This window comes from Chroococcidiopsis sp. CCALA 051 (assembly GCF_003015105.1).
Classification (GTDB): domain Bacteria; phylum Cyanobacteriota; class Cyanobacteriia; order Cyanobacteriales; family Chroococcidiopsidaceae; genus Chroococcidiopsis; species Chroococcidiopsis thermalis.
This window is the reverse complement of record NZ_PYCI01000076.1, coordinates 1-23,381: the sequence shown is the minus strand read 5'-3', so window position 1 is coordinate 23,381 and position 23,381 is coordinate 1. Positions and strand designations below refer to the sequence as shown.

Sequence of the window (23,381 nt, the reverse complement as noted above, 5' to 3'; positions counted from 1 at the left end):
TTAGCTACTAGCAGTTGACTTCCCTATATTTTCTCTCCCATGCGGTACAAGTAAGCTTGACATATCTGGACCTGCGGGAATAATCCCACCAGGATTTAAGGGAAATAGATTGCCGTAGTAATCTTGCTTGACACTTTCTAAATCGCAAGTATCAGCCACCCCAGGTAATTGATACAAATCGCGCAGATACGATCCTAAGTGTTGATAGTCTTGAATGCGGCGGCGGTTGCATTTAAATATGCCGTAGTAGGCGATATCAAACCGAAATAGAGTGGTGAATAGCCGGATGTCTGCTAGAGTTACGCAATCGCCACATAGATACCGACTGTTTGCCAAGACCGCATCAATTTCGTCTAATGTTGCGAATAATTCGTTGCAAGCTTCTAAGTATGCCGCTTGTGTCTGAGCCAAACCGCAGCGGTATACCCCATTATTGACAGCATGGTAAATTTTTTCATTCCACCAATCAATCTTTTCTCGCAAATCTTCAGGATAAAGCTCTAACTCTGGATGCTGGGCAAACTCGTTAAAGGCATTATTTAAGATGACAATAATTTCTGCACTCTCATTATTGACGATCGCCTTTGTTTGTTTATCCCATAAGACGGGAACCGTACAGCGTCCTTGATATCCTGATTTTGCCAACTGATACAACTCTGCTAGGCTGCGACAGCCTTCTTCTTGCTGAGGTAGTACCCAACCGCCTTGAATTGGATCGGGTGTGGCGATCGCAACTGAGATGGCATCTTCTAAACCCTTGAGCGATCGTACCACGAGCGTTCTGTGCGCCCAAGGGCAACTAAGTCCGACGAAAAGTTGGTAGCGTCCTGTTGCTGGTGGGTAAGGACTGTCTATACCAATAGAGTCGCGAAACTGACTGCTAGGACGAAGATATTCCCCCGATTTACCACGGGGTGCAAGCTGCGACATCATCAACTGCCAAAGTGTTGTCCAAACAAATTTGCCCAACCAGATAATTAACTTGGGTGGTAGAGATTTCCCTTTCTGCTTGGGTTTGGTAGCAGTTACATTTTGGTTATCAGCGCTCATTTTCAGACAAAAATCAACGATTTATTGTCAGCTTGGCTTTCTCGCTCGACCGTCTATAAAAGCTTAGAAAGTTGGCAAAGTAAGGAAATGCGAATAAAAGGACATGAATCTTCACATCTTTCGGTACTAGAACCTGAATCTAGCTGCACTCTATCTTAGATTGTAACTGCAAATCATTAACAATAATTGTACAGATAAACGACCCAGCGATTGTCAATTGCTGCCAGATTACACTCGCCAAAGACTGGCATAAATGCGATCGAGTGCCAGTAACTCCTCATGTTTGCCCTGCTCGACAATCTCACCTTTGTCCATGACGTAAATGCGATCGCTGTGGCGAATTAAAGTCGGTGAGCAATGGCTATTGTCGTGCGATTTTGGGTAATCTTGGTTAAGGATTTTTGAATTGCGGCTTCGGTTTCGTTGTCCAGCGCAGATGTTGCTTCATCTAATATTAGAATTGGCGGGTTTTTGAGAATGGCACGGGCGATAACTTCGTTAAGCTTCGCTAACGCAATTCGCTGTCTTTGTCTGCCAGAAAGCTTTTGTCCCCGTTCGCCCACAATCGTATCGTACCCTTGTGGTAATTCCAGAATAAATTCATGGGCTTCGGCTAACTTGGCAGCATCAGCGATCGCTTCATGACTAGCGCTAAAGCTACCATAGGCAATATTATCTGCTACCGTACCGTGAAATAAAAACACATCTTGACTTACCCAACCTACGCAACTTCGCAGCTCGCGCAACTGAAGCGCTCGAATGTCAATACTATCGATTTGAATGCTGCCTTGTTGCACCTCATAAAAGCGTAGCAGCAGCTTGGCTAGCGTGCTTTTGCCCGATCCGGTCGCGCCAACAATGCCGATGCTTGCGCCAGCCCAAATGTGCAGTGAAATGTTTTTGAGTACTGGAGTAAAGCCGTCATAGGTGAAACTCACGCGATCGATTTGCACTTCGCCGCGCACCTGCTGCATCGGCAAAGATCGCGTTCCAGCCGCCATTGTAATTGGAGTTGCCATCAATCCCATGACTCGCCGAATCGATGCCATTGCCCGTTGATATTCGTCCAGAATTTCGCTCAATTCGGTAAAGGGCCATAGCAGATCTTGAACGATGAACACCATAAAGCCGTAAGTGCCAACGCTGAGGCGATCGCCCAATACTTCCATACCACCTAGATACAGCGTGGTGACAAAACCCAGCAAAATCAGAAATCGAATTAGCGGCACAAAGGCAGCAGAAAGGGCGATCGCCCTCGTGTTACTTTTGCGGTAGGCATCGCTTTCTTGGTAAACTCGACTGCGTTCGTAATCTTCAGCGGTGAAGCTTTTGATTGTTGCGATGCCCGATAGATTGTTAGCTAAGCGATCGCTAATGATAGCAGCGCGATCGCGTACTGCGTCGTAACGGTCAGCCAAACGCGACTGAAAAGCAAACGTCCCCCACAAAATTAATGGAATGGGCAGCATGGCAAGCCAGGAGATCCCAGGAGCCAGAATGACAAAACTGCTGCCTACAGCGAATACCCACGTGAAAAAGCTCAGCAGATCTTGAGCGCCAAAGTTAAGAAAGCGTTCTAACTGGTTGATGTCGTCGTTTAAAACCGATAGTAGCATTCCGGTACTGCGATCTTCAAAGTAACCCAGTTCTAGCTGTTGCAAATGGCTGTAGGCATCGGTTCGCAGTTCGTGCTGCACGGTTTGAGCTAAGTTGCGCCACAGCTTGTCGGCTCCGTATTGAGTCAGCGATTCTAAGCCCCAAGTGGCAATTGTCAGCAGCGACAGCAGCAGCAATTGAGTGGCGACATCTGGAATGCCAAAGCGAGCGATGAACGAAGTTTGACGCTCGACAACCACATCAACGGCAACGCCAATTAAATAGGCAGGGGCAAGATCGAACAAAGTGCGAAGAATCGAGCAGGCGATCGCACTCCCTATTTGAGTTCGATAGGGTTTGGCATAACTTAGTAGACGTAGCAAAGGGTGAGTAGAGCTTGCCATTATTTAGGATGAAAAAATCAAGTTTGATTGATGAATGAGAGCTATGCCGAAAATAAGCCTGCTTACGGTGATATTGAGGTTGAGACTATTTTTGATACGCAGCGAAATCATTATCAGATTGTGCATTTGGGTTGGCATCATAATCGGTGGGTACATCATTGTGTAATGCATCTCGATATTCGGAATGAGAAAATCTGGATTTTTTACAACTCAACAGAGCATGATATTGCTGCCGATTTAGTGAGTTTGGGCGTGCCGAAGCAAGATATCGTGCTGGGATTTTATCCTCTTTTTATGCGAGAAATGAGTGATTATGCAGTGGGTTAGAAGTGAAAGAGTAAAGTGTATTTAGGTAGAATTTATTGAATATTGACGAGTTAGTTGTAGAGGCGATCGCATACTGATTTATCTGCATCAAAGTAGCGATCGCAGACCTTTTAGAGTATTTAGTGCCTGTGTTATCACTGAAAGTTTTTAGCTTCTCAAGTATTTGCTGAGAAACTCCAGTTGGCTTTCCATTTCTTCAGCAGTCTTGTTTGAGATGAATTCCAGAATCGCTCGAACTTGCTCCCCGACTGAGTAATTTTGGGTAAGGAGGGCAATTCCTGAGTGTTTTTCTCCACTTGCAATGAATTCAGTATGGAGCTGGTAAAAATCTCCAATGTTATGACTGTAGAGAACTCGCCGTTGCTTAGTTGCTAAACGTAACTGTTCAACATCAATTAAGCCTTCTAAGCCTTCGGTTTGAGTTTCTTGGACTGCGATCGCATCAATGTTACGGGCACGCAACGCTCTTAGGAGCGAGCGATCTTGAGAATCTTCATCGAGATAGAGGCGAATCATGCCTATGCCATCGATCTTGTAGAAGATCGATCTAACTTTTCAAGGCGTTGGTCTTCTGCTGCTTGATGAGCAATATCAGCTTCGATTTCGGCAACATTAGCGTGGTAATAGGCAAGAGCGGCGTAAACTTCGGCAAGCGTAATATTTCCGATGCGATCGCCAATTTCCTCAGCCGCTAGCCCCCGCTTGTACCAGGAAACTATGCGTCGAACCGTTACGCCTTTACCTGAAATGTGCAGGACACCGCCGTGGAGTCCTGGGGTGCGGTCGATCAAAGTGCCAATATCTACTGTGGTTGTTGTCATTTGCCGTTATTTTTATGGGTAAAGATTATGACTATTCTAAAGGTAAGAGCTGCAATGGTAGCGATCGCCCTCGGCTCTCACTCCCCCACCGCTTCAACAACTCGATCGCCCATAAAAAATGAAGTGCGATCGCAAGTTTTATAACTGAATATGGGTGTTTGGACATAGATTTAGGGTGTGTTGACGAGGTAGTTGTAGAGGCGATCGCCTACTGATTTATCTGCATCGCTGCTAGTATCTTCCAAAACTATAAAATGAGAATAGCAAGTCTGCGAGTCGTGAGTAGATAGCATGAGAATGACTCCAAAAGAGGAACTGATTCAAGCAATTGAGCGATTACCCGACGATCTGGTTGGGGTACTTTTAGAATTGTTAAAGGTATTGCAGCGGCAGCGATCGCCTGAAGCAGCAAGGTCAGCACCACGAGAACCAGAGATGGCAACAGTGGAGGAAGCGCCTAGTCGGTTGCATCGCAAGCAAGGGGTTTTAGTCATTGAAACTGGACATTTGCATGGGTTTGACATCAATGCATTCATTAATGAAGTAAGAGAGGAGCGGTTTCAGAATCAGATTGAGCAAGCTGATACATGAAAATTTTGTACGATACATCTGTGTTAATTGCAGCTTTGTTGGTCGAACATACCAGTCACAATTTAGCTTTTCCTAAACTTGAACTAGCGCGACGGGGAGAGGTAAAGGGTTACATTTCAACTCATAGTTTGGCGGAAATTTATGCTGTAATTACTCGTTTGCCTCAACCCTTAAGAGTGTTGCCTGCTGAAGCAGAGGTAGCGATCGCAGACCTTTTAGAATATCTAGAGCCTGTGCCGTTATTGACGCAAGAGTATCAGAAGGCAATTGCGTTGATGACGACGCTAAAGCTCGGAGGTGGGGGTATTTTTGATGCAGTCATTGCTCAGGCTGCTTTAAAGGTTGAAGCCGATTGCATTTTGACATTAAATCCTAAAGATTTTACACGCCTGGGAGACGAGATTGCGGTTCTAGTACAGATGCCTGAGTGAAGGATGTCAGCGATCGCCCTTCCTGATGACTCAGTGGCTCTATTAGAAGTGTTATGAAAATCAAAAGCGATCGCTCCTATTTGCAGATAAAGAGAGTGCGATCGGGCATAATTTTAGGAAGCTTTGACAAGATATTTATAGAGATCGTCAATCACGCGATTAGCCCCAATCGATCCTCCAATACCAGCCCACTGCACTGCATATATTTGTTTATTCTGAGCGGCTTTCAGGGTTGACCAAAGTGGTTGTTTCAAGAATGACAATGAGTTTAGGTTTTCAGAGTCTTTTTCATAAACTATTACAATAAATAGAAAATCAGCATCGTACTTAGGCAAAAACTCAATACTTATATTTAACCAATCCTCTTGCTGATCTTTTTGAGCCTGAATGAACTGCAAACCTGCATCGCTCATAATCTGGCTATAAGTATTCAAATCTGGTTTCCAAACAGAAATCTGTGAACCGTAAAGATGAACAGTAGCTACTTTCTTCGTTCCTAGTTTTGTCTGTAAATGGTGTCGCAATTGTTTGATTCGGTCTTCATACTTAGCCAGAACCTCTTCGACCCGATCGCTCCTTCCCAACACATGGGCAATGTATGCTATTTCTTTTTTAAAGCCTACTCCACTAGCAGGTTCAATCGCTACTGTAGGGGCGATCGCAGAAAGTTGTGGATAGATTTGTCTTTGCCATTCATAAGACAAAATCAGATCTGGTTTTAGGTAGAGAATTTTCTCTAGAGAGGGTTGATTCATGTCACCCACAGATGAAATGTCAGCAACTAATTCACTAGGTATTCCCGAATGACTCTCTAGACAATTAGAGCAAGGAGCAAACCCCACTGGCTTTATGCCCAGTGCTAGTGCAGAATCAAGCAGCATACTCTCATCCAGTACAATAACTCGCTGAGGATGAACTGGAATTTCGATCTGACCGAAAGCATGATTAGCTACTTTTGTTTCTACTGGCGCTGTTGCAATTTCTGACTTGTCAATTGGCATGGTAGCTGAACTGATTTGTCCTTTCTCTAGCAAGGATCTATTACTATTGCAGGCGGCGATTGTGACAACAGTAATGGCTGTTAGGAAAAGTAGAAATAAAGAAATTTTACGGATAGCTCTGTTTCTCATTGATATTCCTTAGCCAACTTTTAACCGCAGCCGTGAGTTAAAACTCCCAACTAACAGAACCAACGATCGTAAAAGGCTCTTGTCTGTTTGAAAAAGAGTCGAAATAGTCTACATCAAAAAGATTACGGATATTGACCGCTGCATTCAACTGTCCCCGACGGTAGTAAAGCGCCGCATCGGTACGAAAGTAATCTCCTAACGTGAAAAAGTTATCTAAATCTCCTTGTCGATTACCTACATAAAATAGCCCTAGACCAAACCCCAAACCCTCCAGATTGCCCGATTGGATCTCGTAGGTTGTCCAAAGACTCGCTTGATTCTCTGGCACACCTTGTAATTTATTCCCGATTGGCGTGGTGTTATCTTCGGTAACTTCGGCATCAGTGTAGGCGTAGGATGCGATCGCCTTCCACCCTGGTAAAATCTCTCCTGTAACATCTAACTCAATCCCTTGACTGCGTTGCTCTCCAGTCTGAATTGAAAGTCTAGAGTCAATCGGATCGGGAGTTGTCACGTTTGTTTTGGTGATTTGGTAAGCTGCTAATGTTGCTGAAAGCCTTTTGTCTAAAAAATCGGTTTTAATGCCGACTTCATACTGAGTTCCTTTGGTTGGCTCGAACGGTTCACCTTCACCATCAGCGTTGAATAAGCCGAAAACAGGAGGAGGTTGAAAAGAGCGGCTGTAGCTGGCATAGAGCGAAACAGTGTCGCTGGGCTGATATACTAATCCAAATCGCGGACTGAAGGCATTATTATTACTTTCTCGATTTGGTCTAAAATCGGGATCGCCCTCAGCCAGAGATGAAACCCAATCAAAGCGTCCACCAATCAATACCTTCAAATTGTCCAGAAGAGAAATTTGATCCTGAATGTAAATACCATAAGATTCAATAGTATCGCGGGTTTCAAAAAATGAGCTGAAGATAGGTTCTGGAATATTGTCGTAGTTTGGATTCAAGATATCTAGATTGGGAAGATTGGTAGCCCCAACAAAACCTTCTTGGATATTAGATACGTGATTGTAATCAAAACCTACTAAGAGTTGGTGTGCGATCGATCCCGTATTAAATTTTCCAAGTAAGTCAATCTGGGCAAAATAATTATCCCAACTAAACTCAGCATCATCTGTAGTAATAACTAGGAACCGATCGTCTACTAGCTCAGAGCCATAACTACGGCGATCTTCAAAATCTGAATTATTTGCCCCAAAAGCGTTACGAATTTGCCAGTTATCGCTAAATTCGTGCTTTAAGGTGTAACCATATCTTTGAGTAACTGCTTCAAAAGAGTTGTATTGAGGATAGCCTGGATAGAAATCTCTAGGAAAAATGGTGTTATTAATTCTGCCATTTTGCTCAGTACTATCTACTAGGGAGTTGAGATACTCATAGTATAAATTTAAAGTTGTGCGATCGCCTAAATTCAAAGTAATTGTAGGTGCGATTGTCAGTAGGTTGCTCTTAACAAAATCTTGAATACCATCTGAGGATTGATAACTGCTAATGAAGCGATAAAGTAAAGTATCATCTTCTGTCAGTGGATCTGAAAAATCGATGGTGGGCTGATAGAAATTACGGTTTCCTACCTCAAATTCAAGTTTGTAATAAGGTTCGCTCAGAGGTTGTTTAGTGACAACGTTAATGATTCCACCTGGTTCTAGCGCTCCAAATAACACTGAAGCGGGTCCTTTGAGAACTTCCACTTGCTCAACCGTCTCGATTGCGCTCAAGCCCCAAAAACCAAGGTCGCGGAAGCCATTTCGTAAGGTTCCACCTCCACCGTCACCTGTTGCCTGAGCAAATCCTCTAATGATGCTACTGCCTATTCCAGGCGTACCCAAGACACCTCCAGACTCAACAACACCACTGACTGTTTCCACTGCCTGGGTTACATCTCTCACGTTGCGATCTTCGAGTACCTGTCTCGGTACAACCTGAATCGATTGGGGAATATCCCGCAACGGTGTATCCGTCCGCGTTGCTGTCGAAGCACTCGAAGGGTTATATCCCTCATCTTGCTCATCCGTCACCACAATTTCCTGCTCGTCAACCGTTGGTTTTCCTGGCTGGGTTTCACCCTCTGGTGGTGGCGGAGTTTGAGCGGCGGATGTACCTGGTGTAAAGCTAAAAACTAATCCTTCATTTGGAGCGTCATACAACTGCACTTGCGGTAAAGCCGTTTCCCCTGTCACCGCGACTCGAATACTATTGGCGGTGGCTTGAGTTACCCTTACGCGATTAATACCATTAGCAGGATTATCTTGACGAAACTCTCCTCCTTGGGGAAGTGCTAGTACAGCATCGGGAATATTTGCAATATAGGTTCTACCTAAAACCAGAGTTACAGGCTGGAGTATTTTTCCCTGAGTGGTTTGTAGAACAATCTCTACACCTTTATCGGTAGGATTTGCCACCACTCCTGTAATTGATACAACACCCCCTTGGTCAGGGGCAACAGAAGAGGGATCGATCGCTGTCTGCACGAGTGTTTGAGCGCTTGTCGCGGGAAGCTCGACTTCACCCAGTTGGGGAAGATTTTTGTTAGCTTCTCGAATATCTCCCACTTTCTCACCTTTTGCCGGAGTGCCGCACAAAAGCGCGATCGCACCACCTACTACCACAATTGCCAACCATAACCGCACCGACAACCGCCCTAGGCTCATCGCCAACTCCTTCCACCTACTGAAATGCTCTATTGCAAATCACTTCTAATAATTCCTGAAAAGCAGTGTAAAGAAGTTGCTCTCGCCCTGTCTATCAAAAAAACGACAACGGCGATCGAAAAAACGACCATCGAAGCGCGATCGCGATCCTCAGTCTGCTTTAATCGCTCGTTTTCCCGCCAGACATTGGCTCGGTGTAATCCCAAACTGCCGCTTAAACGCGCTGGCAAAATTCCCCAAATGCCCGTAACCAACTCGCATCGCCACCTCAGCCACCGTGCGATCGCCCTGACGCAATAACTGTTTTGCCTGCTCCAGTCGTCGCTGCTGCAAATAGTCCATCACTGTCATGCTAAATAAAGTTTGGAACCCACGTTGCAGAGAACGATGGGTTAACCCGACCTGCTGTGCTAACTGGGGCAACGAAAGAGGCTGAGCAAATTGTGTCGTCAAAATTTCCTTTGCATAGTGCAACCGTGCGATCGTCTCTGGTTTCAAACTCGGTGCAGATTGATTCTGCGTCCCATCTTCCGCAATTAGATCAAGGTGCATTGCCAACAATTCAAACACCTTCCCTTGAAGATACATCCGTTTTGCCGCACCCCGATAAGGTGCATTCCACATTTGGAGAGCGAGCGATCGCATGGCTGGTGTGACTAGAGGATAAAACGACACCTTTCAATCTTCCCCTTTGAACAATTGCTTCACCGAATCGGACTGTCGCTGGCGATCGTTGAGGAAAAACGATTCCATCACGTCTGGCTCAATCTCGATATTGATACTGGTTAAATGCTGTGGACTTCGATATCGCTCCAGATAGGCAGGCGAAATTCCACTTCCCGAAAAATAGCTGCAAGTCCTGTCGAATGTGGGATGAATATTACAGTCTAGAAAACCTGACAGAAAAATTGTCATCTGAATCGGATGCTCGTGAGCGGATACCTTCACCTCTGAATCTTGGTGATATTCAATATCCGCGAAATTTAACCACACACCAGGCAACAATTCTGTTCCCCAACCGTAGCCCTGTCCCAGGTACTCTGGCACTCCCTCTAGTTCCTCAAACTCATCCAAAATTATGTTCTCAGGACAAGTAACAGGAGCCTGCTCGTGCAGTTCATCCCAGTCGGATTGGGTGAAAATCAGGGTCATGCTGGCGCTACATCAAGATCGCAAATTAACTTGAGTGATAATAATTTGCAATAGTGTACCACGATCGCCCCGAATCCCAAAACGCCTCATACCAATCTGAAACAAGAATGCAACACACAGATAAAACGCGATCGCTCCTCCAAAGTCAACTAGTCGCAGCCAAAGACTCAGAAGGCAAAAGGAAAAACGGGAGTGCTAGCGATCGCAATTCCTGACTCCTGTTCCATTGTCAGAATGACGATCGTAGCTAGCGATGCTCTACACTTAAGCAATGATAGTAAATTTCAATAATTCCATCGCGATCGCCTGATACTATTTTATCTGGGAGCGTTGCTTGGGGCGATCGACTTGGTATCTTTTCGCTACATAAGTGCTTCCAGTCACATAGAGATACTCGACTTAAGATTTATGATAATCGCCTTGTCAGACCAGGATTATCAACAACTGTGGCAGGAGATGCTGTGTAGCAATATTTCTCCGCACACCGATCCTGCTGACACGATCTGGAAGTTTCCGCATCAGTTGGGTACTGGGTATAAGCGAACGATTCAACTACGCGGTATGCGGATAGAGATTCATAACTATAACTTGCATGACGATTTGAGCGTCCAATTTCAGCCTACTGGTGCTGCTGAATGTGAATTCGGGTTTCAAATTTCGGGTACACGTGGTGGAATGCACGGCGGACAAAACTTTCTCATTTGGGGTTGGGAAACTGGTGGAACATGGGAAGCTTTAGCAGGAGAACAAATCGTCAAAGTAGATATTCACTTAGAATCTCTCAGCCAGTTGATTGATTTTATCACCAGCGATCGCCAACAACTCCCTACGCAATTGAAACAACTCATTGAGGGTGTCACTCATGAAACCTACGAAGAAATTGGCACGATTGCAACTACCATGCAACTACCTCTAGAACAGATTTTGCACTGCCCTTATCACGGACTAACCAGACAAATCTATCTTGAAAGTAAGTGCTTGGAACTGATTGCACTGCAATTAGAGCAATTAGCGACACCGCAAAAGTGCGATCGCTCTCAGGTTCTCAAAGGCAACGATATCGATCGCATTCACCAAGCCAGGGAAATTTTAATCTGCAAATGCGATCGCCCACCGTCTTTAATGGAGTTAGCACGACAGGTAGGGCTGAATGACTACAAGCTCAAGCTCGGCTTTCGACAAGTTTTTGGTACTACTGTATTTGGTTATCTACATACTTATCGACTGGAGCGATCGCGCTAATTATTAGAAACGGGGCAGATGAGCGTTGGCGAAGTCATGCGTACAGTAGGTTATGCTAACCGAGGACATTTTGCCACAGCTTTTAAGCGCAGGTTTGGCGTTAATCCCAAGACTTACTTATCGAAGCAGTGACAATTAATCCGTTTAGGGATCGAAAAAATCCGTCTGCGAACCATTTCTCTGTCAAGAGGGCTAGCAAGTTCGTGTATGCTTATTGAGAAGATTTTTAATTAGCGCCCAAAACATCTGTCCAGTCTTGTTACTACCATCTTGACTGTCTCGGTGGTACGCCAAGCAGGGGCAGTTGGGACGTGGGGAGATATGCGTAAACAAGAGCAATTACTTAGCAGTTTATGTCTGGCAGCGATCGCGATCGTCGTAGCTCAACCAGTTAGGGCAGAAGAAAAAACATTATTTCAGTCACCGATTAGCACCGATTTGCTCACACAACAGCCACCGACAACAGAAGCCGCAGAAATCATAAAAGTAACAGGTGTGAGGCTAAAACCCACTGCCCAAGGTTTATCAATCATTTTAGAAACTCCAACAGGGCGATCGCTACCAGCCCAGACTTTCAGCAAGGGCAATGCTTTAATTGCTGACATTCCTAATACTCAGCTAGCCTTACCAGAAGAAAGTTTTCGCGCTGAAAACCCTACCGAGGGTATTACTTCTGTCACCGTGACTCAGGTGAATGCCAATAATATTCGAGTCACCGTCACGGGAGAAACAGCAGCACCAACAGCACAGATCGTTCAAAGTGCCAGTGGTTTAGTTTTAAGCGTGTCTCCTGAAACTCCAGAAGCAGCAGAAGAGGTAGATATTGTAGTCACGGCAAGCCGTGTAGCACAAGCTTTAGAAGACGTGCCGCGATCGGTGACGGTTATAGAACGCGAACAAATTCAGCAACAGGCTAACGTCTCGCCGTCGCGTAACTTACAAGATATTTTGAGCAATTTAGTACCTGGTTTGGCTCCCTCAACACAAAGTAGTATCAATAGCAATCAAACTTTGCGGGGGCGGACACCTCAAGTTCTGATTGATGGTGTCCCTGTTCGATCGAATTTTATTGCCCAACCTAGAGACTTGAGAAGCATCGATCCCGCGTCTGTCGATCGCGTGGAAGTGGTTCGAGGTCCCAGCGCGATTTACGGTGATGGTGGAACGGGGGGTGTCATCAATATTATTACCAGACGACCACCAGATGAAGAAGGGATCGTTTCGAGGGCAGAAGTCGGAGTTGATTTCTCAACAACAAATTCAGCAGATAGTTTTGGTAACTATTTGGAATATTCGCTCTCAGGACGGCAGGGAAATACTGACTTTTTGGCGGTTCTCTCGCGCAAGCAGACAGGCGGTTTCTTTGATGCCCAAGGCGATCGCATTCCCCAATTCGCACCAACTGCCGATACTGAAACTTTAAACTTGCTGGCTAAGGTAGGGGTAGACCTCACCGACGAGCAACGCCTACAGGTGACATTTGAACATTTTGATGCAAACGAAGACTTTGGATTTATTTCCGATCCAATTGTGGCGGATCTTCCAGGAATTCAAAAAGCACGGGCGCTGCAACTCGATAATCCAGAACTCATTGGTAGTAAAAGACCTGGCAACCGCAATACAATAGTTAATCTCAACTACAGCCACGAAAATTTATTTGGTAGTCGGGTACAAGCGCAGGCGTACTTTCGTAACAGCCCCATAGTAACTACACCCGACGATCTACGACCGTTTGGTTTTGTAGACCCAGGAGTTTACCAAACCAATGTGGACAAAGAAGCGTTTGGCGGCAGACTTCAGGCTGAAACTCCTTTATCGCCAGGTTTGAGTTTGCTCTGGGGAGCTGACTATTTTGATGAGGATATTTCCCAGACGATTGAAGTTTTCGATCCAGAAGTATTCGATGCCAGCGGTAGGCGAATTTTTCAAAAAACGCGCGATGTCACTTATACTCCTCCATACAACTTTAATAGTCTCGGTTTATTTGCTCAGTTGCAATGGGAAGTCAGCGATCGCACTTCTGTAAATGGGGGAGCGCGATACGAGCGTTTTGGCTTGGACGTTGACGACTATACGGCGATCGGTTTCGGGCAGATCCCAGATCGGGATATTGAAGGCGGTAACATCAACTTTGACGACGTTTTGTTTAATGTTGGGGCAATTTACAACATTACAGATGAAATTAGCCTATTTGCTAGCTTTGCTCAAGGCTTCTCTGCGCCAGATTTCGGCAACATTTTACGTACTCCTCCCGATGCTTTGACTTCGGTAGAAAACGATCTCGAAGTTACCAGTCCCCAAAAAGTCGATAGTTTCGAGCTGGGCGTGCGCGGTAATTGGTCTAATATCCAAGCGTCCCTAGCTGGTTTTTACAGTACCTCAGAATTGGGTATAGATTTTGTAGATAGCCCAGTTGGTTTTGAGATTGTCCGACAACCGCAGCGGTTCTATGGCTTAGAAGCTACACTTGACTGGCAAGTAGGCGGCGGTTGGGGATTGGGCGGAACAGCCAGTTTGATTAAAGGCGAATTTGAAGATGAAGATGGCGAATACTTGAATGCAAGTAGTAATGTTGCCTTTCCACCGAAGCTGACTGCTTATGTGGAACACAAAACCGATTCTGGCTGGCTGAATCGCTTGCAGTTGCTCTTTGTGGGCGATCGCGACGCTGGATTTGAAGACGGCTCCGATCCCGTACCAATCGAGAGCTACACCACGCTAGACTACATTAGCAGCATTCCCTTACTTGGTGGCAGGCTCGCCCTCAGTGTTGAGAACTTGCTGAACGAACAATATATACCAGTTGTCAATCAGTATTTTGGTGGTTTTGGCGGAATCGACGAGATTAGTAATATTGCCGCTAGAGGTAGAACGGTTCGTCTTGGTTACTCAATTGATTGGTAATCCTGAAATATGGACAAATTCTTTTGTGCTGAAGCATCACGTCAAGCTGAAGAAAACCCCATCGGTTGGGCGGCTCCTTGTCCGCTTTACATATTAATAGAATGTCCGCCGCCGTGGATAGGAGATGAGTTTGCTTCCCAATCTATACCCGCTAATTTAAAAGTTTCAGTCGAGGAGATTTATCAAGCTGAGCCTGCGGCGATGGTGCTGTTGATTTACAGTCACATTCTGACCAAGAAAAATTCTACCAAATTGCTGATATTTCGTCAGAAATCGGGTCTTTGTGATGGATACAGCAAGCAGGAAACTGAAGTTAATTGCATCAACGATATTGCTTTGGTTTTACAAGATTATTTGGCTAACCCGATTCCGACAGAAGATCCGCCACCGCTAACTAGAGACATCTTAATTTGTACCCACGGCAGCCACGACAAATGTTGTGCTAAGTATGGTATTCCTTTTTATCGGCAAGCCATAGCTACTGTGACTAGTCTCGGTTTAGAGAACGTTCGCATTTGGCAATCGAGTCATTTTGGCGGACATCGCTTTGCACCTACAGCATTAGATTTTCCTTCAGGTCGTTGTTATGGCAGGCTGGATGCTAAATCTTTTACCTCAATTTTGACTTATAACGGCGATATCCAAGACTTAAAATCGGTCTACCGAGGTTGGGGTATTTTATCTGGTTCCGATTACCCAATTCCAGCGCAACTCGTAGAACAAGAGCTGATGCTGCGATATAGTTGGGATTGGTTTAAATACAAAGTTGCTAGTCGAATTGTCGAGCAAAATGAAGATGCCAGTTTCAACTGTGTTGAATTAACTTTTGCAACACCGGATGGCGCGGTCGCTCGTTATAGAGCAGATGTAGTTGAAGATCGGAGCAAAGCTTTATATCTAATTGGAGACTGTAATGGTACAGAAGTCGAAAAATTGCCCAAATTCTATGTCAAAAATTTGACTCAATTGGAATGCGATCGTGATTGAACGTTTCTACCATTCGTTCAAGTTTTGTCTGCTTGTTATCTTAATCTTTCTGACGATTGCAGCTTGTTATGGCAGGACTGCTCAGCAGATGGCTTTTACCAGCACTCAAGCCTCGACATCCTCATGCCAAGTCATTCAACATATCAGCGGTAAAACCCAAGTTTGCGGTCAACCCCAACAAGTGGTTGCACTCAGTCCGCCGTTGTTAGATATCATGTTAGCACTTGGGGTACAACCGCTAGCTTATGCTGAAGTAGATTTGTTTACAAGGCGCAAATTTGACAAACCAGAAGCACAAATTCCCTTTTTAGGCAAGTATATAACGACCAAACCGATTAACTTGGGCAGTCGCGATCGCCCCTCACAAGAATTGTTGCTGTGGCTAAAACCAGATCTGATTTTGGGCGAACCAGAATATAACAAAAATAATTACCATTTACTTGCCAAAATTGCCCCAACTTTACTATTTAGAATTCAAGAAAAAGATGATTGGCAACAGCATATTGCGGCGATCGCACGCGCACTAGGACGCGAAGAACGAGCAAAACAAGTCATTGCCGAATACAAACAACAAATTGCCCAAACTAAAGCTGCACTAGCACCCATCGCAGCACAACAGCGCCGGATCTTGGTGCTGGGGTTTGGTAGATTAATTGCCGATTCTTTTGTACTCGATCCTGAAGAATTTGTTTGTGGCATACTTCAAGAACTTGGGTTTGAGATTATTACTGTTGGATCGAGAGAACAAGAGAGATTTAGTCTTTCGCTCGAAGTTCTACCGCAAATTGAAACGGATGCGATTCTCATCCTTCCTTCTGGTAATAACACCATAGCAAACGCCCAGCAACAGTGGAGTGAAAATCCGATTTTGCGATCGCTCAGTGCTGACAGGGGTGGAAAAGTCTACTTTACTGATTTTCAACTAACTCGCATTCGGGGACCAATTGCAGCTGAAACTTTTGTCAATCGAATGCGCGAAATTTTGAAGTGAGTTGGTAGTTGGTAGTTGGTAGTTGGTAGTTGGTAGTTGGTAATGGGTAACGGCTAATGGGTAGTTATTCACTTGCTCCCTCAGCTCCCGATCGCTCCCTCAGCTCTCTCTCCCTTGTCTCCCTTGTCCTCCTTGTCCCCCGACTTCCCACTCCCCAGTTATATGCGTAATTTTATTACTATTTGGCTCGGTCAACTCGTTTCTACATTTGGTAGTCGCATGACCAGCTTTGCCACAACTATTTGGGCGTGGGAAATTACGGGTCAAGCAACAGCTTTAGCTTTAGTAAATTTCTTTACCTTATTACCGAGTATTTTCATTACTCTTTTTGCTGGGGCGATCGTCGATCGCTGGAATCGCAAACTGCTCATGGTAGTTGGCGATACGGTAGCTGTGTTTTCGACGATCGCCATCCTCGCACTTTATCTGACCAATAGCTTGCAAATTTGGCACTTGTATGCAGTAGGCGCGTTCAATGGTGCTTTTGGGGAAATTCAAGAGTTAGCATACACGGCATCTTTATCGCAATTAGTTCCCCCGCCACAGTATACCCGTGCTAGTAGCATGAACTCGACACTACACTACGGGTCGATAATTATTGCTCCTGCTATAGCGGGTACTCTCTACTACATCATTGGTCTAGCTGGGATCGCGCTGATTGACATTGTGACATTTAGCGTGGCGATCGCTACAGTGTTGTTAGTACCGATCCCGCAACTAGCAGTTCATACTACAGAACACCACAAGAACGCTGGTATCTGGCAACAACTCACCTTTGGATTCCACTACATCATCAAACGTCCCGATTTGTTAGCACTTGTGGTATCCGCTTCCTTGTTTTGGTTTGCTCACGACTTAGGCGGTTCAGTAGCTACACCGATGATTCTGGCTCGTACGGGAAATGATTCGCGAGTATTAGGTTCGATCTTCTCAGTTGCTGGGATTGGGGGTGTCACCGGAGCAGTGCTGTTGAGTGTTTGGGGTGGTCCGAAACGACGCATTCACGGCTATCTTTTGGGTATGGTAGGAGCAGGTGTAAGTAAAGCAATATTTGGTTTAGGTCAATCCCCCCAGATTTGGCTACCAGCACAATTTTGCTCGTCACTCAATTTCCCCTTGCTAGAAAGTTCTCAGACTGCCATTTTGCTAGCTAAGGTAGCACCTGAGGTTCAAGGAAGGGTTTTCGCGGCGCGATCGCTGATGTTTCAACTCGTTTCTGCAATAGCATCTTTAATTGCTGGACCGCTAGCTGACAATGTTTTTGAACCAGCAATGAAACCAGGAGGCAATTTAGCGAAATTACTCGCTGGTGTGTTTGGGACTCATCCTGGTGCGGGGATGGCAGTGATGTACGCGACTACTTCAACCTGTTTGTTATTTGTAGGTTTAGGTGGATACGCCTGTCACTCCTTGCGAGACTTAGATCGTAGCGGATCGGATTAGCTTGAATCTACCTGCGAATGATGAATCCGATCTCATGGTGACACTCAAGACTAACGCTTGAGAATGACTTGCAATAAGATGAAAATACTTCAACGTGCGCTAGCTCGTGTTTTTTACAAACTCTACGTCTGAGAGTCTATTGCCATGCAGATCGGCTTTTCTGCCCAAAATATCGACGAGTTGTTTGCCGAGTGGAGTCAGAGGACTGGAGCATCTTTATGGCACGCCAGCAACTTATGGCATTCAATAGACCTCCTGCGTGAATACTTGAATTGTCATCCACACGCGAAGCGAAACATCTGGGAGATGCTTCACTACACTGCGTTGCGTACCCTTCGGGAAGGCTTCGCCAACAGAATGACATCCATGATTTTTTGATTCATGTAGGAGGTCTAGTGTATAAGACCGTTTGTTTCTACTCGCCTATTTTAAAGCATTTCTATTTTCTTGAAAACTTTTTATACTACTTTTTAGTCAGGCAAAATTTGAGGAATAGATTTAGTAATGAAGGCATATTTCAACTTATTGGTAGCGACTGGTACACTAAACCGGACAATTGCTATTTCAAAAACAAAGAGTACTGGACAATTGAAATTAATCCGAACAGAAAAATTCGGTTCTAAACGACACGTTGTTGACTCGCTATTAAACTTAAGCCAGCATTTTGCCCCTGGTTACTTTGACTTGATAGTTTATAACGGTGTCTTCGGACATGGGATTGATATAGCAGTTCTAAATGATTTGTAAAGCTTCTAGCTTGCGACAGGCTAGAAGCCTGCTCCACCTTCATGAATCAAATAGGATTACTATAGTAAAGAAGCGACAGAAATCTCATTTCAGCAATGTTTTCAATGCTTGCATCCAGGCGGAATGTTAGTATTTGGCTGGAATGATGTCACCAGACACAAACCTTTCCCTGTCATTGAAGAATGTCAAAACTTGCGACAGTTTGAACCCGTTGTTTTCAGTCCCCTCGCTACTAGCCAGTATCTTGTCGCTGAGAGTAGCGATCGCCATGTATTCAACTTTTATCAAAAGCCATTGCCTGTGGTTGTAGAGATGCATTACGATACACCCCTACAATCTATATCTAAACCACCTGTATCTAAACCACGCGATTTACAATCGTCCACACGTCTCCATCAGAACGAACGTGAGGGACTGAAATCGTTTGAAAGCCAGTGATAAACGGTTTGTAGTAAACTTGCCAATAACTCGGACTGATTCGATCGGCGATCGCTTTAAGCGCACGGATTTCTTCAGCTAATTCTCCTGCAAGTTCGTTGATTCGATCGGCGTGAACTTTAGCTTGCGTTCTCCCTTCCTCGACGTGTTGCTCGATCGATTGATATTGCGATCGCACCTGCAAGGCGCTGAATTCGGCGCGTTTTTGTCGCAGTTGCGCCGTCAAAGCTGCTAAGCTTTCTAGTAGCTGTGCTAAGCTATCGTTTGTTGTTTGCGCCTGGGTAGAGCTACTTTCTGGTGACTCAGCGCTGAGGGAGGCGCATTCTTGCTGTAAAGCCGCAATTTGTGCGCGAATTGCCTCAATCTCTGCTTGGTTTGGTTGCATTGTATTGGTATACCAAATTCTTTGGATCTCTTATCTAGCTTGCCAGTCTTCTAGAAGCGATCGCAAATACAATAAGTATTACGTCCTTGCTGTTTGGCACAATAGAGAGCGCGATCGGCAGCAGCGATCGATTTTTCAGTTGACATTTCCCGATGCGGAAGTTGACTGCTAATTCCTAAAGACACAGTGACGTATGCACTGACTTCAGACTGAGAATGGAGAATCTGAAGCTGTTCGATCTCTGCTTGAATGCGTTCGGCGACTCGAATTGCACCTTCAGTATTGGTATTTGGCAAAATAATTCCGAATTCTTCACCACCATATCTTGCGACTAAATCTGCCGGACGTGTCACAGCACGCATCAACGCCTTGGCAATGCTTTGTAAACAAATATCTCCGGCAATATGACCGTAGCAATCGTTGTATTTTTTAAAGTAATCGACATCGCACAAAATTAAAGCTAGCGGTGCTTGTTCCCGTGCTAGTCGCCGCCACTCTCTCTCAATACAAGTATCAAATTGGCGACGATTAGCAATTTGGGTCAAGCTATCTATATAGATGAGATTTTGTAATTCCTGATTGGCTTTTTGCAGCGCGATCGCTTGTTCCGTTACCGTGCGCGTTAAAAAGCTCAATTGTAAATGTACTGACACTCTGGCGATAACTTCTGCTGCGTAAAATGGTTTTGTAATATAGTCTACTGCTCCGACAGCAAAACCTTTAATTTTAGCCTGTGGATCGGCTAAAGCAGTGATAAAAATAATGGGGATTTTTTGCGTGGCTGGATTTGCTTTGAGTATGCTACAGGTTTCAAATCCGTCCAGTGCTTCCATCTGGACATCTAATAATATGAGATCTGGTGGCTCGCAATTTACCAGCTCGATCGCGCTTTCACCATCTATTGCAACTCTAATGTTAAATCCTGCACTTTTTAGCGTACGCGATAAGACTGACAAGTTTGTGGGGTTGTCATCCACAATTAATATCAGTCCAGTATTTAGAGCTCTCATCAAATTACTATAGTAGTTCTAAATGATTTGTAAAGCAGGCTTCTAGCCTGCGGCAGGCTAGAAGCCTGCTCCACGTTCATGAATCAAATAGGATTCCCATATAAGATTAAATTTAAAAATAGAGCTACTATTGAAAAAATAAACTTAAATGCAGATTTAAGCTGTAGTTTATGCGTTAAGCGCTCGGATTAATATTTAATATAGCAGTCATAAATATTTTGCGAACAACAGATAATTATCTGCTGTTCGCATCTATCGTTTCTATGGCAGGATAGAAGCCTATTTTACGTTCATAAATCAAATAATAATTCTATAATAAAAAGCTATATCTCATCATTGCTTCAATTTTTTATGTATTTTTGCAGTTTTTCTCGTAGTTGTTTAACCTGAAAGCTTTCGGTTAACTGAATAATTTCTTGAGCAAAATATAGATATCGATCGTTTAACTTTTCTAATTGATAGGCTACGGTTAAAATTTTATCCAGATCGCCTTTTCTGACGAGTTCGTATAGTTGAGTCAAGATTTCATCTGGAGGCAGCTCGGTTTGATGAGGCTGGCTAGCATAATCTTGAATTGATGAGACTATTTGATTTTCTTGTTGTTCGTAAATCCAAGTCAATTTTAAATGCGATCGCAACATTTCTAATAAAATTTCTGCTTGTATTGGTTTGGGTAAAAATTCATCGGCTCCAGCAGCTAAACTACGGTATTGATTAGTTTCAAATACACTAGCAGAAGAGGCGATCGCGACAATTCCAGAAAGTTGCTCTGAGACGCGAATTTTCTGTAACAGTTCAAAGCCGTTCATCAGTGGCATTACTAAGTCAGTAATAATGAGATCTGGATGAAATTTATACGCTTTTTCTAAACCTTCTCGACCGTTTTCAGCCTCTACTAGTTCAAATCCAATTGGCTCTAAAAGACTGACAATAACAGAACGATTCTCCCAGCGATCGTCAACTATCAAAATTTTCTGCTTGTCGCCATGAAAACCAACAATCTTACCTTGAGACTTCAGCCTAGCTGTGTCCGACCATTTCGTAGTTTCAGTCACTTCTAGGTCGAACCAAAAAATACTACCTTTTCCGAGTTGGCTAGATACCTGAATGTTACTCTTCATCATCGAAACAATTTTTTGGGTAATTGCTAGTCCTAAACCAGTTCCTTGAACTCGATCTTTATTGCTTCCTACTTGCTCGAAGGGTAAAAAAATCTTTGTTAATTGTTCGGCTGTCATGCCTACACCAGTATCCTCGATTTGGAATCTAATCTGATAATTTAAATTGTTGAGCTTTCGGCTTTTAACTATAAATTTAACTTCCCCGCACTCTGTAAATTTAATTGCATTACCGAGCAAGTTAATTAATACCTGGCGCAAACGCTTCTCATCAGCGTAAATCCCAGAAGGTATTGCGCTTTCCGCACTATAAACGAAAGCAATTTTCTTTTGCTCGGCACGAACGCTACAAATGTCTACTACCCCTTGTAGAAAAGCAGGAAAATGAAATTCTATGGGATAAAGTTCCATCTTGCGCGCTTCAATTTTTGCAAGATCGAGAATCTCATTAATTAGGGTAAGGAGATGATTGCCACACTGAGAAATAATACTAATTCCTTTATGTTCTTGCTCTGTAATTCTTGAACGTTGGAGAATTTGAGCGTAACCTAAAATCCCATTTAAGGGAGTCCGTAGTTCATGGCTCATATTAGCCAGAAATTCGCTTTTGGCTTGATTCGCAGCATCAGCAGCCTCTTTTGCTAATTGCAGTTGGAGAGTACGTTCGCTCACGCGCTGTTCTAATGCTTGATTTGTCTTTTCTAAAGCTGCAAAAGATTCTCTTAATTGTCCTGCCATTTTGTGAAAGGACTTAGCTAAAATATCGAGTTCTTGAATACCTTTAACTGTGATTGTTTGCGCTAAATTTCCAGCAGCAATTTCCTGACTGGCTCGACTCAGCTTTAAAATTGGTTGAGTAATCCAACGAGAAGTATAAACACCAATTACTGTAGCGATCGCTAATGCTCCCAAACAGAGCAATATTGTAGTACGGGTGTTGGCGTTAATTTGTGCCATGAAATCAGATTCAGGTACGACAACAACCACTAACCAGTCCAAACCGTATTTATCTTGCCACGGTGTCACTCGGACGAACTGGCGATTTCCTTTTAGCATATACTCTAGCTGTTGGCTATGTTGAATTTGTTTTAAGCTGTCAAACTTAGTTTGTAAATATTGTGCTGTAGATTGAATTAAGCGATCGCGACTGTTGAGAAAATTAAGCCGCTGTGCTTTACCATTCACAATTGTATATGGCGGTTCAGGACTCGAACTTCCTACAGCTAATCCATTTCGTTCGACAATAAAAATTTTTCCCGACTGACTCACTTGTATGTGGCGCAAGAAATCACCAATCTGTGTGAGGCGCAGATCGGCGCTAATAACTCCCAGTAATGCTTTATTTTTGTTGTAAATTGGGTAGCCAGCCGCAACCGATAAAATATCTGGATCTTCATCCCAAGCGTAAACCTGACTCCAAGTGGGTTTACCTGCTCGCGCTGTATCTTGAAAAACAGACTCCGATCGCGGATCGTAATCTGGCAAGCTCTTAATTAACTTAGTGCGATTGCCACGACTATCTGTAGCATATATATAATCTTTTCTTTTAGTAGCTGAAGAGACTTCATCAATTACAGCCTCTTGGGGATTTTTGTAATAGCCAGCTGCGGCAAATTCACCTTTTACTGTTGCGTAAGAAATATAGCCAACATTAAACACCTGTAACTGTTTCCAGAAGTAATGTCCTAGTTTAGGATAGTTTTGCAAGTCCAAATGTCCTAGTTCTACCGCATCGGCATTGATTTGATTAATTTGATGTGGAGTGGCTAGATAAGCGTTAAGGTGTTCGTTAACAAGTCGGCTAGCTTTTGTCATTAGCTGATTAGCTAGGTCGTTTATCGTCTGCTGGCTATTTCGGAAGGAGAAATACCCTACTAGTCCCACAGCAGCAAAGATTTGTAGCACAAATGGCACGACTAGAATCAGGCGTAGTGGTAGCTTTTTAGAATCGG

21 protein-coding genes and 2 pseudogenes are annotated in these 23,381 nt (G+C 44.1%); 10 read left to right on the top strand and 13 right to left on the bottom strand.

The features are described 5' to 3' along the window. Together C7Y66_RS18390 and C7Y66_RS18385 are read right to left on the bottom strand one after the other, a co-directional pair. Complete coding sequence (locus C7Y66_RS18390; protein ID WP_106546699.1) at window positions 1–1,050, bottom strand: glutathione S-transferase family protein; 1,050 nt, start codon at window positions 1,048–1,050, stop codon at window positions 1–3. 228 nt (window positions 1,051–1,278) lie between these two features. Then, window positions 1,279–3,050 (bottom strand): annotated as a pseudogene (locus C7Y66_RS18385) (ABC transporter ATP-binding protein). Between the two features lie 30 nt (window positions 3,051–3,080). On the opposite strand from C7Y66_RS18385, the gene C7Y66_RS18380 reads away from it, so the two are divergent. Further along, window positions 3,081–3,377 (top strand): XisI protein, encoded by a 297-nt coding sequence (locus tag C7Y66_RS18380; protein ID WP_106546698.1) that lies wholly within the window; start codon window positions 3,081–3,083, stop codon window positions 3,375–3,377. A 147-nt stretch (window positions 3,378–3,524) separates the two neighbouring features. On the opposite strand, the gene C7Y66_RS18375 is transcribed toward C7Y66_RS18380, so the two are convergent. The 3 genes from C7Y66_RS18375 to C7Y66_RS33045 form a co-directional block, all read right to left on the bottom strand. Then, window positions 3,525–3,893: a DUF5615 family PIN-like protein gene (locus C7Y66_RS18375; RefSeq protein WP_106546697.1), complete on the bottom strand. Its 369-nt coding sequence runs from the start codon at window positions 3,891–3,893 to the stop codon at window positions 3,525–3,527. A 2-nt stretch (window positions 3,894–3,895) separates the two neighbouring features. Continuing rightward, on the bottom strand, window positions 3,896–4,198 hold the full coding sequence (locus C7Y66_RS18370; protein WP_106546696.1) for a DUF433 domain-containing protein: 303 nt from the start codon (window positions 4,196–4,198) through the stop codon (window positions 3,896–3,898). Between the two features lie 170 nt (window positions 4,199–4,368). Next, window positions 4,369–4,491, bottom strand: coding sequence for a hypothetical protein (locus C7Y66_RS33045; RefSeq protein ID WP_255410012.1), 123 nt, complete (start codon window positions 4,489–4,491; stop codon window positions 4,369–4,371). On the opposite strand from C7Y66_RS33045, the gene C7Y66_RS18365 reads away from it, so the two are divergent. Further along, a complete protein-coding gene (locus C7Y66_RS18365; RefSeq protein WP_041462455.1) occupies window positions 4,490–4,789 on the top strand; it encodes a hypothetical protein in 300 nt (99 codons plus the stop codon). The two genes, C7Y66_RS33045 and C7Y66_RS18365, sit on opposite strands and share 2 nt — an antisense overlap. Beyond that, complete coding sequence (locus tag C7Y66_RS18360) at window positions 4,786–5,220, top strand: PIN domain-containing protein (RefSeq protein ID WP_106546695.1); 435 nt, start codon at window positions 4,786–4,788, stop codon at window positions 5,218–5,220. The genes C7Y66_RS18365 and C7Y66_RS18360 overlap by 4 nt, the downstream gene beginning before the upstream one ends. Before the next feature lie 113 nt (window positions 5,221–5,333). Here the strand turns inward: C7Y66_RS18360 and C7Y66_RS18355 are convergent, their stop codons facing one another. The 4 genes from C7Y66_RS18355 to C7Y66_RS31965 all read right to left on the bottom strand — a co-directional run bounded on the left by C7Y66_RS18355 (window position 5,334) and on the right by C7Y66_RS31965 (window position 10,164). Continuing rightward, window positions 5,334–6,350 carry an iron-siderophore ABC transporter substrate-binding protein gene (locus C7Y66_RS18355; RefSeq protein WP_106546694.1) on the bottom strand — a complete coding sequence of 339 codons (1,017 nt, stop codon included), beginning with the start codon at window positions 6,348–6,350 and terminating at the stop codon, window positions 5,334–5,336. A gap of 37 nt (window positions 6,351–6,387) precedes the next feature. After that, the gene (locus C7Y66_RS18350; protein WP_106546693.1) at window positions 6,388–9,012 is read right to left on the bottom strand and encodes a TonB-dependent siderophore receptor; all 2,625 of its coding nucleotides are present in this window, start codon (window positions 9,010–9,012) and stop codon (window positions 6,388–6,390) included. A gap of 150 nt (window positions 9,013–9,162) precedes the next feature. After that, on the bottom strand, window positions 9,163–9,687 hold the full coding sequence (locus C7Y66_RS31970) for a helix-turn-helix transcriptional regulator (protein WP_199197509.1): 525 nt from the start codon (window positions 9,685–9,687) through the stop codon (window positions 9,163–9,165). Between the two features lie 3 nt (window positions 9,688–9,690). Next, window positions 9,691–10,164: a hypothetical protein gene (locus C7Y66_RS31965; protein WP_199197508.1), complete on the bottom strand. Its 474-nt coding sequence runs from the start codon at window positions 10,162–10,164 to the stop codon at window positions 9,691–9,693. Between the two features lie 408 nt (window positions 10,165–10,572). On the opposite strand from C7Y66_RS31965, the gene C7Y66_RS18340 reads away from it, so the two are divergent. From C7Y66_RS18340 to C7Y66_RS32535, 7 genes and pseudogenes are all read left to right on the top strand, one after another. Continuing rightward, the gene (locus C7Y66_RS18340) at window positions 10,573–11,406 is read left to right on the top strand and encodes an AraC family transcriptional regulator (RefSeq protein WP_106546692.1); all 834 of its coding nucleotides are present in this window, start codon (window positions 10,573–10,575) and stop codon (window positions 11,404–11,406) included. A 12-nt stretch (window positions 11,407–11,418) separates the two neighbouring features. Then, a pseudogene (locus C7Y66_RS18335) lies at window positions 11,419–11,538 on the top strand (helix-turn-helix domain-containing protein); the annotation flags it as partial. Window positions 11,539–11,676: 138 nt separating this feature from the next. Further along, on the top strand, window positions 11,677–14,310 hold the full coding sequence (locus C7Y66_RS18330) for a TonB-dependent receptor domain-containing protein (RefSeq protein ID WP_233222740.1): 2,634 nt from the start codon (window positions 11,677–11,679) through the stop codon (window positions 14,308–14,310). 9 nt (window positions 14,311–14,319) lie between these two features. Then, the gene (locus C7Y66_RS18325; protein ID WP_106546689.1) at window positions 14,320–15,297 is read left to right on the top strand and encodes a sucrase ferredoxin; all 978 of its coding nucleotides are present in this window, start codon (window positions 14,320–14,322) and stop codon (window positions 15,295–15,297) included. Beyond that, complete coding sequence (locus C7Y66_RS18320; protein WP_106546688.1) at window positions 15,290–16,288, top strand: iron-siderophore ABC transporter substrate-binding protein; 999 nt, start codon at window positions 15,290–15,292, stop codon at window positions 16,286–16,288. Before C7Y66_RS18325 ends, C7Y66_RS18320 begins: the two co-directional genes overlap by 8 nt. A 162-nt stretch (window positions 16,289–16,450) precedes the next feature. Then, on the top strand, window positions 16,451–17,731 hold the full coding sequence (locus C7Y66_RS18315; RefSeq protein WP_106217730.1) for an MFS transporter: 1,281 nt from the start codon (window positions 16,451–16,453) through the stop codon (window positions 17,729–17,731). A gap of 588 nt (window positions 17,732–18,319) precedes the next feature. Then, window positions 18,320–18,478 carry a hypothetical protein gene (locus tag C7Y66_RS32535; protein WP_233222739.1) on the top strand — a complete coding sequence of 53 codons (159 nt, stop codon included), beginning with the start codon at window positions 18,320–18,322 and terminating at the stop codon, window positions 18,476–18,478. A gap of 126 nt (window positions 18,479–18,604) precedes the next feature. Here C7Y66_RS32535 and C7Y66_RS31200 read toward each other — a convergent pair whose 3' ends face one another. From C7Y66_RS31200 to C7Y66_RS18290, 4 genes are all read right to left on the bottom strand, one after another. Then, window positions 18,605–18,766, bottom strand: coding sequence for a hypothetical protein (locus C7Y66_RS31200; protein ID WP_158265954.1), 162 nt, complete (start codon window positions 18,764–18,766; stop codon window positions 18,605–18,607). Window positions 18,767–18,836: 70 nt separating this feature from the next. Then, on the bottom strand, window positions 18,837–19,301 hold the full coding sequence (locus C7Y66_RS18300; RefSeq protein WP_015153389.1) for a hypothetical protein: 465 nt from the start codon (window positions 19,299–19,301) through the stop codon (window positions 18,837–18,839). Between the two features lie 50 nt (window positions 19,302–19,351). Beyond that, a complete protein-coding gene (locus C7Y66_RS18295; RefSeq protein WP_106546687.1) occupies window positions 19,352–20,311 on the bottom strand; it encodes a PleD family two-component system response regulator in 960 nt (319 codons plus the stop codon). A gap of 341 nt (window positions 20,312–20,652) precedes the next feature. After that, a partial coding sequence (locus C7Y66_RS18290) for a hybrid sensor histidine kinase/response regulator (protein WP_106546686.1) occupies window positions 20,653–23,381 on the bottom strand: 2,729 nt, incomplete at its 5' end.

Coding starts and splice junctions, on each gene's coding strand:
- C7Y66_RS18390 (WP_106546699.1), bottom strand. CDS start 1,050: ATGAGCGCTGATAACCAAAATGTAACTGCTACCAAACCCAAGCAGAAA.
- C7Y66_RS18380 (WP_106546698.1), top strand. CDS start 3,081: ATGAATGAGAGCTATGCCGAAAATAAGCCTGCTTACGGTGATATTGAG.
- C7Y66_RS18375 (WP_106546697.1), bottom strand. CDS start 3,893: ATGATTCGCCTCTATCTCGATGAAGATTCTCAAGATCGCTCGCTCCTA.
- C7Y66_RS18370 (WP_106546696.1), bottom strand. CDS start 4,198: ATGACAACAACCACAGTAGATATTGGCACTTTGATCGACCGCACCCCA.
- C7Y66_RS18365 (WP_041462455.1), top strand. CDS start 4,490: ATGAGAATGACTCCAAAAGAGGAACTGATTCAAGCAATTGAGCGATTA.
- C7Y66_RS33045 (WP_255410012.1), bottom strand. CDS start 4,491: ATGCTATCTACTCACGACTCGCAGACTTGCTATTCTCATTTTATAGTT.
- C7Y66_RS18360 (WP_106546695.1), top strand. CDS start 4,786: ATGAAAATTTTGTACGATACATCTGTGTTAATTGCAGCTTTGTTGGTC.
- C7Y66_RS18355 (WP_106546694.1), bottom strand. CDS start 6,350: ATGAGAAACAGAGCTATCCGTAAAATTTCTTTATTTCTACTTTTCCTA.
- C7Y66_RS18350 (WP_106546693.1), bottom strand. CDS start 9,012: ATGAGCCTAGGGCGGTTGTCGGTGCGGTTATGGTTGGCAATTGTGGTA.
- C7Y66_RS31965 (WP_199197508.1), bottom strand. CDS start 10,164: ATGACCCTGATTTTCACCCAATCCGACTGGGATGAACTGCACGAGCAG.
- C7Y66_RS18340 (WP_106546692.1), top strand. CDS start 10,573: ATGATAATCGCCTTGTCAGACCAGGATTATCAACAACTGTGGCAGGAG.
- C7Y66_RS18325 (WP_106546689.1), top strand. CDS start 14,320: ATGGACAAATTCTTTTGTGCTGAAGCATCACGTCAAGCTGAAGAAAAC.
- C7Y66_RS18315 (WP_106217730.1), top strand. CDS start 16,451: ATGCGTAATTTTATTACTATTTGGCTCGGTCAACTCGTTTCTACATTT.
- C7Y66_RS18300 (WP_015153389.1), bottom strand. CDS start 19,301: ATGCAACCAAACCAAGCAGAGATTGAGGCAATTCGCGCACAAATTGCG.
- C7Y66_RS18295 (WP_106546687.1), bottom strand. CDS start 20,311: ATGAGAGCTCTAAATACTGGACTGATATTAATTGTGGATGACAACCCC.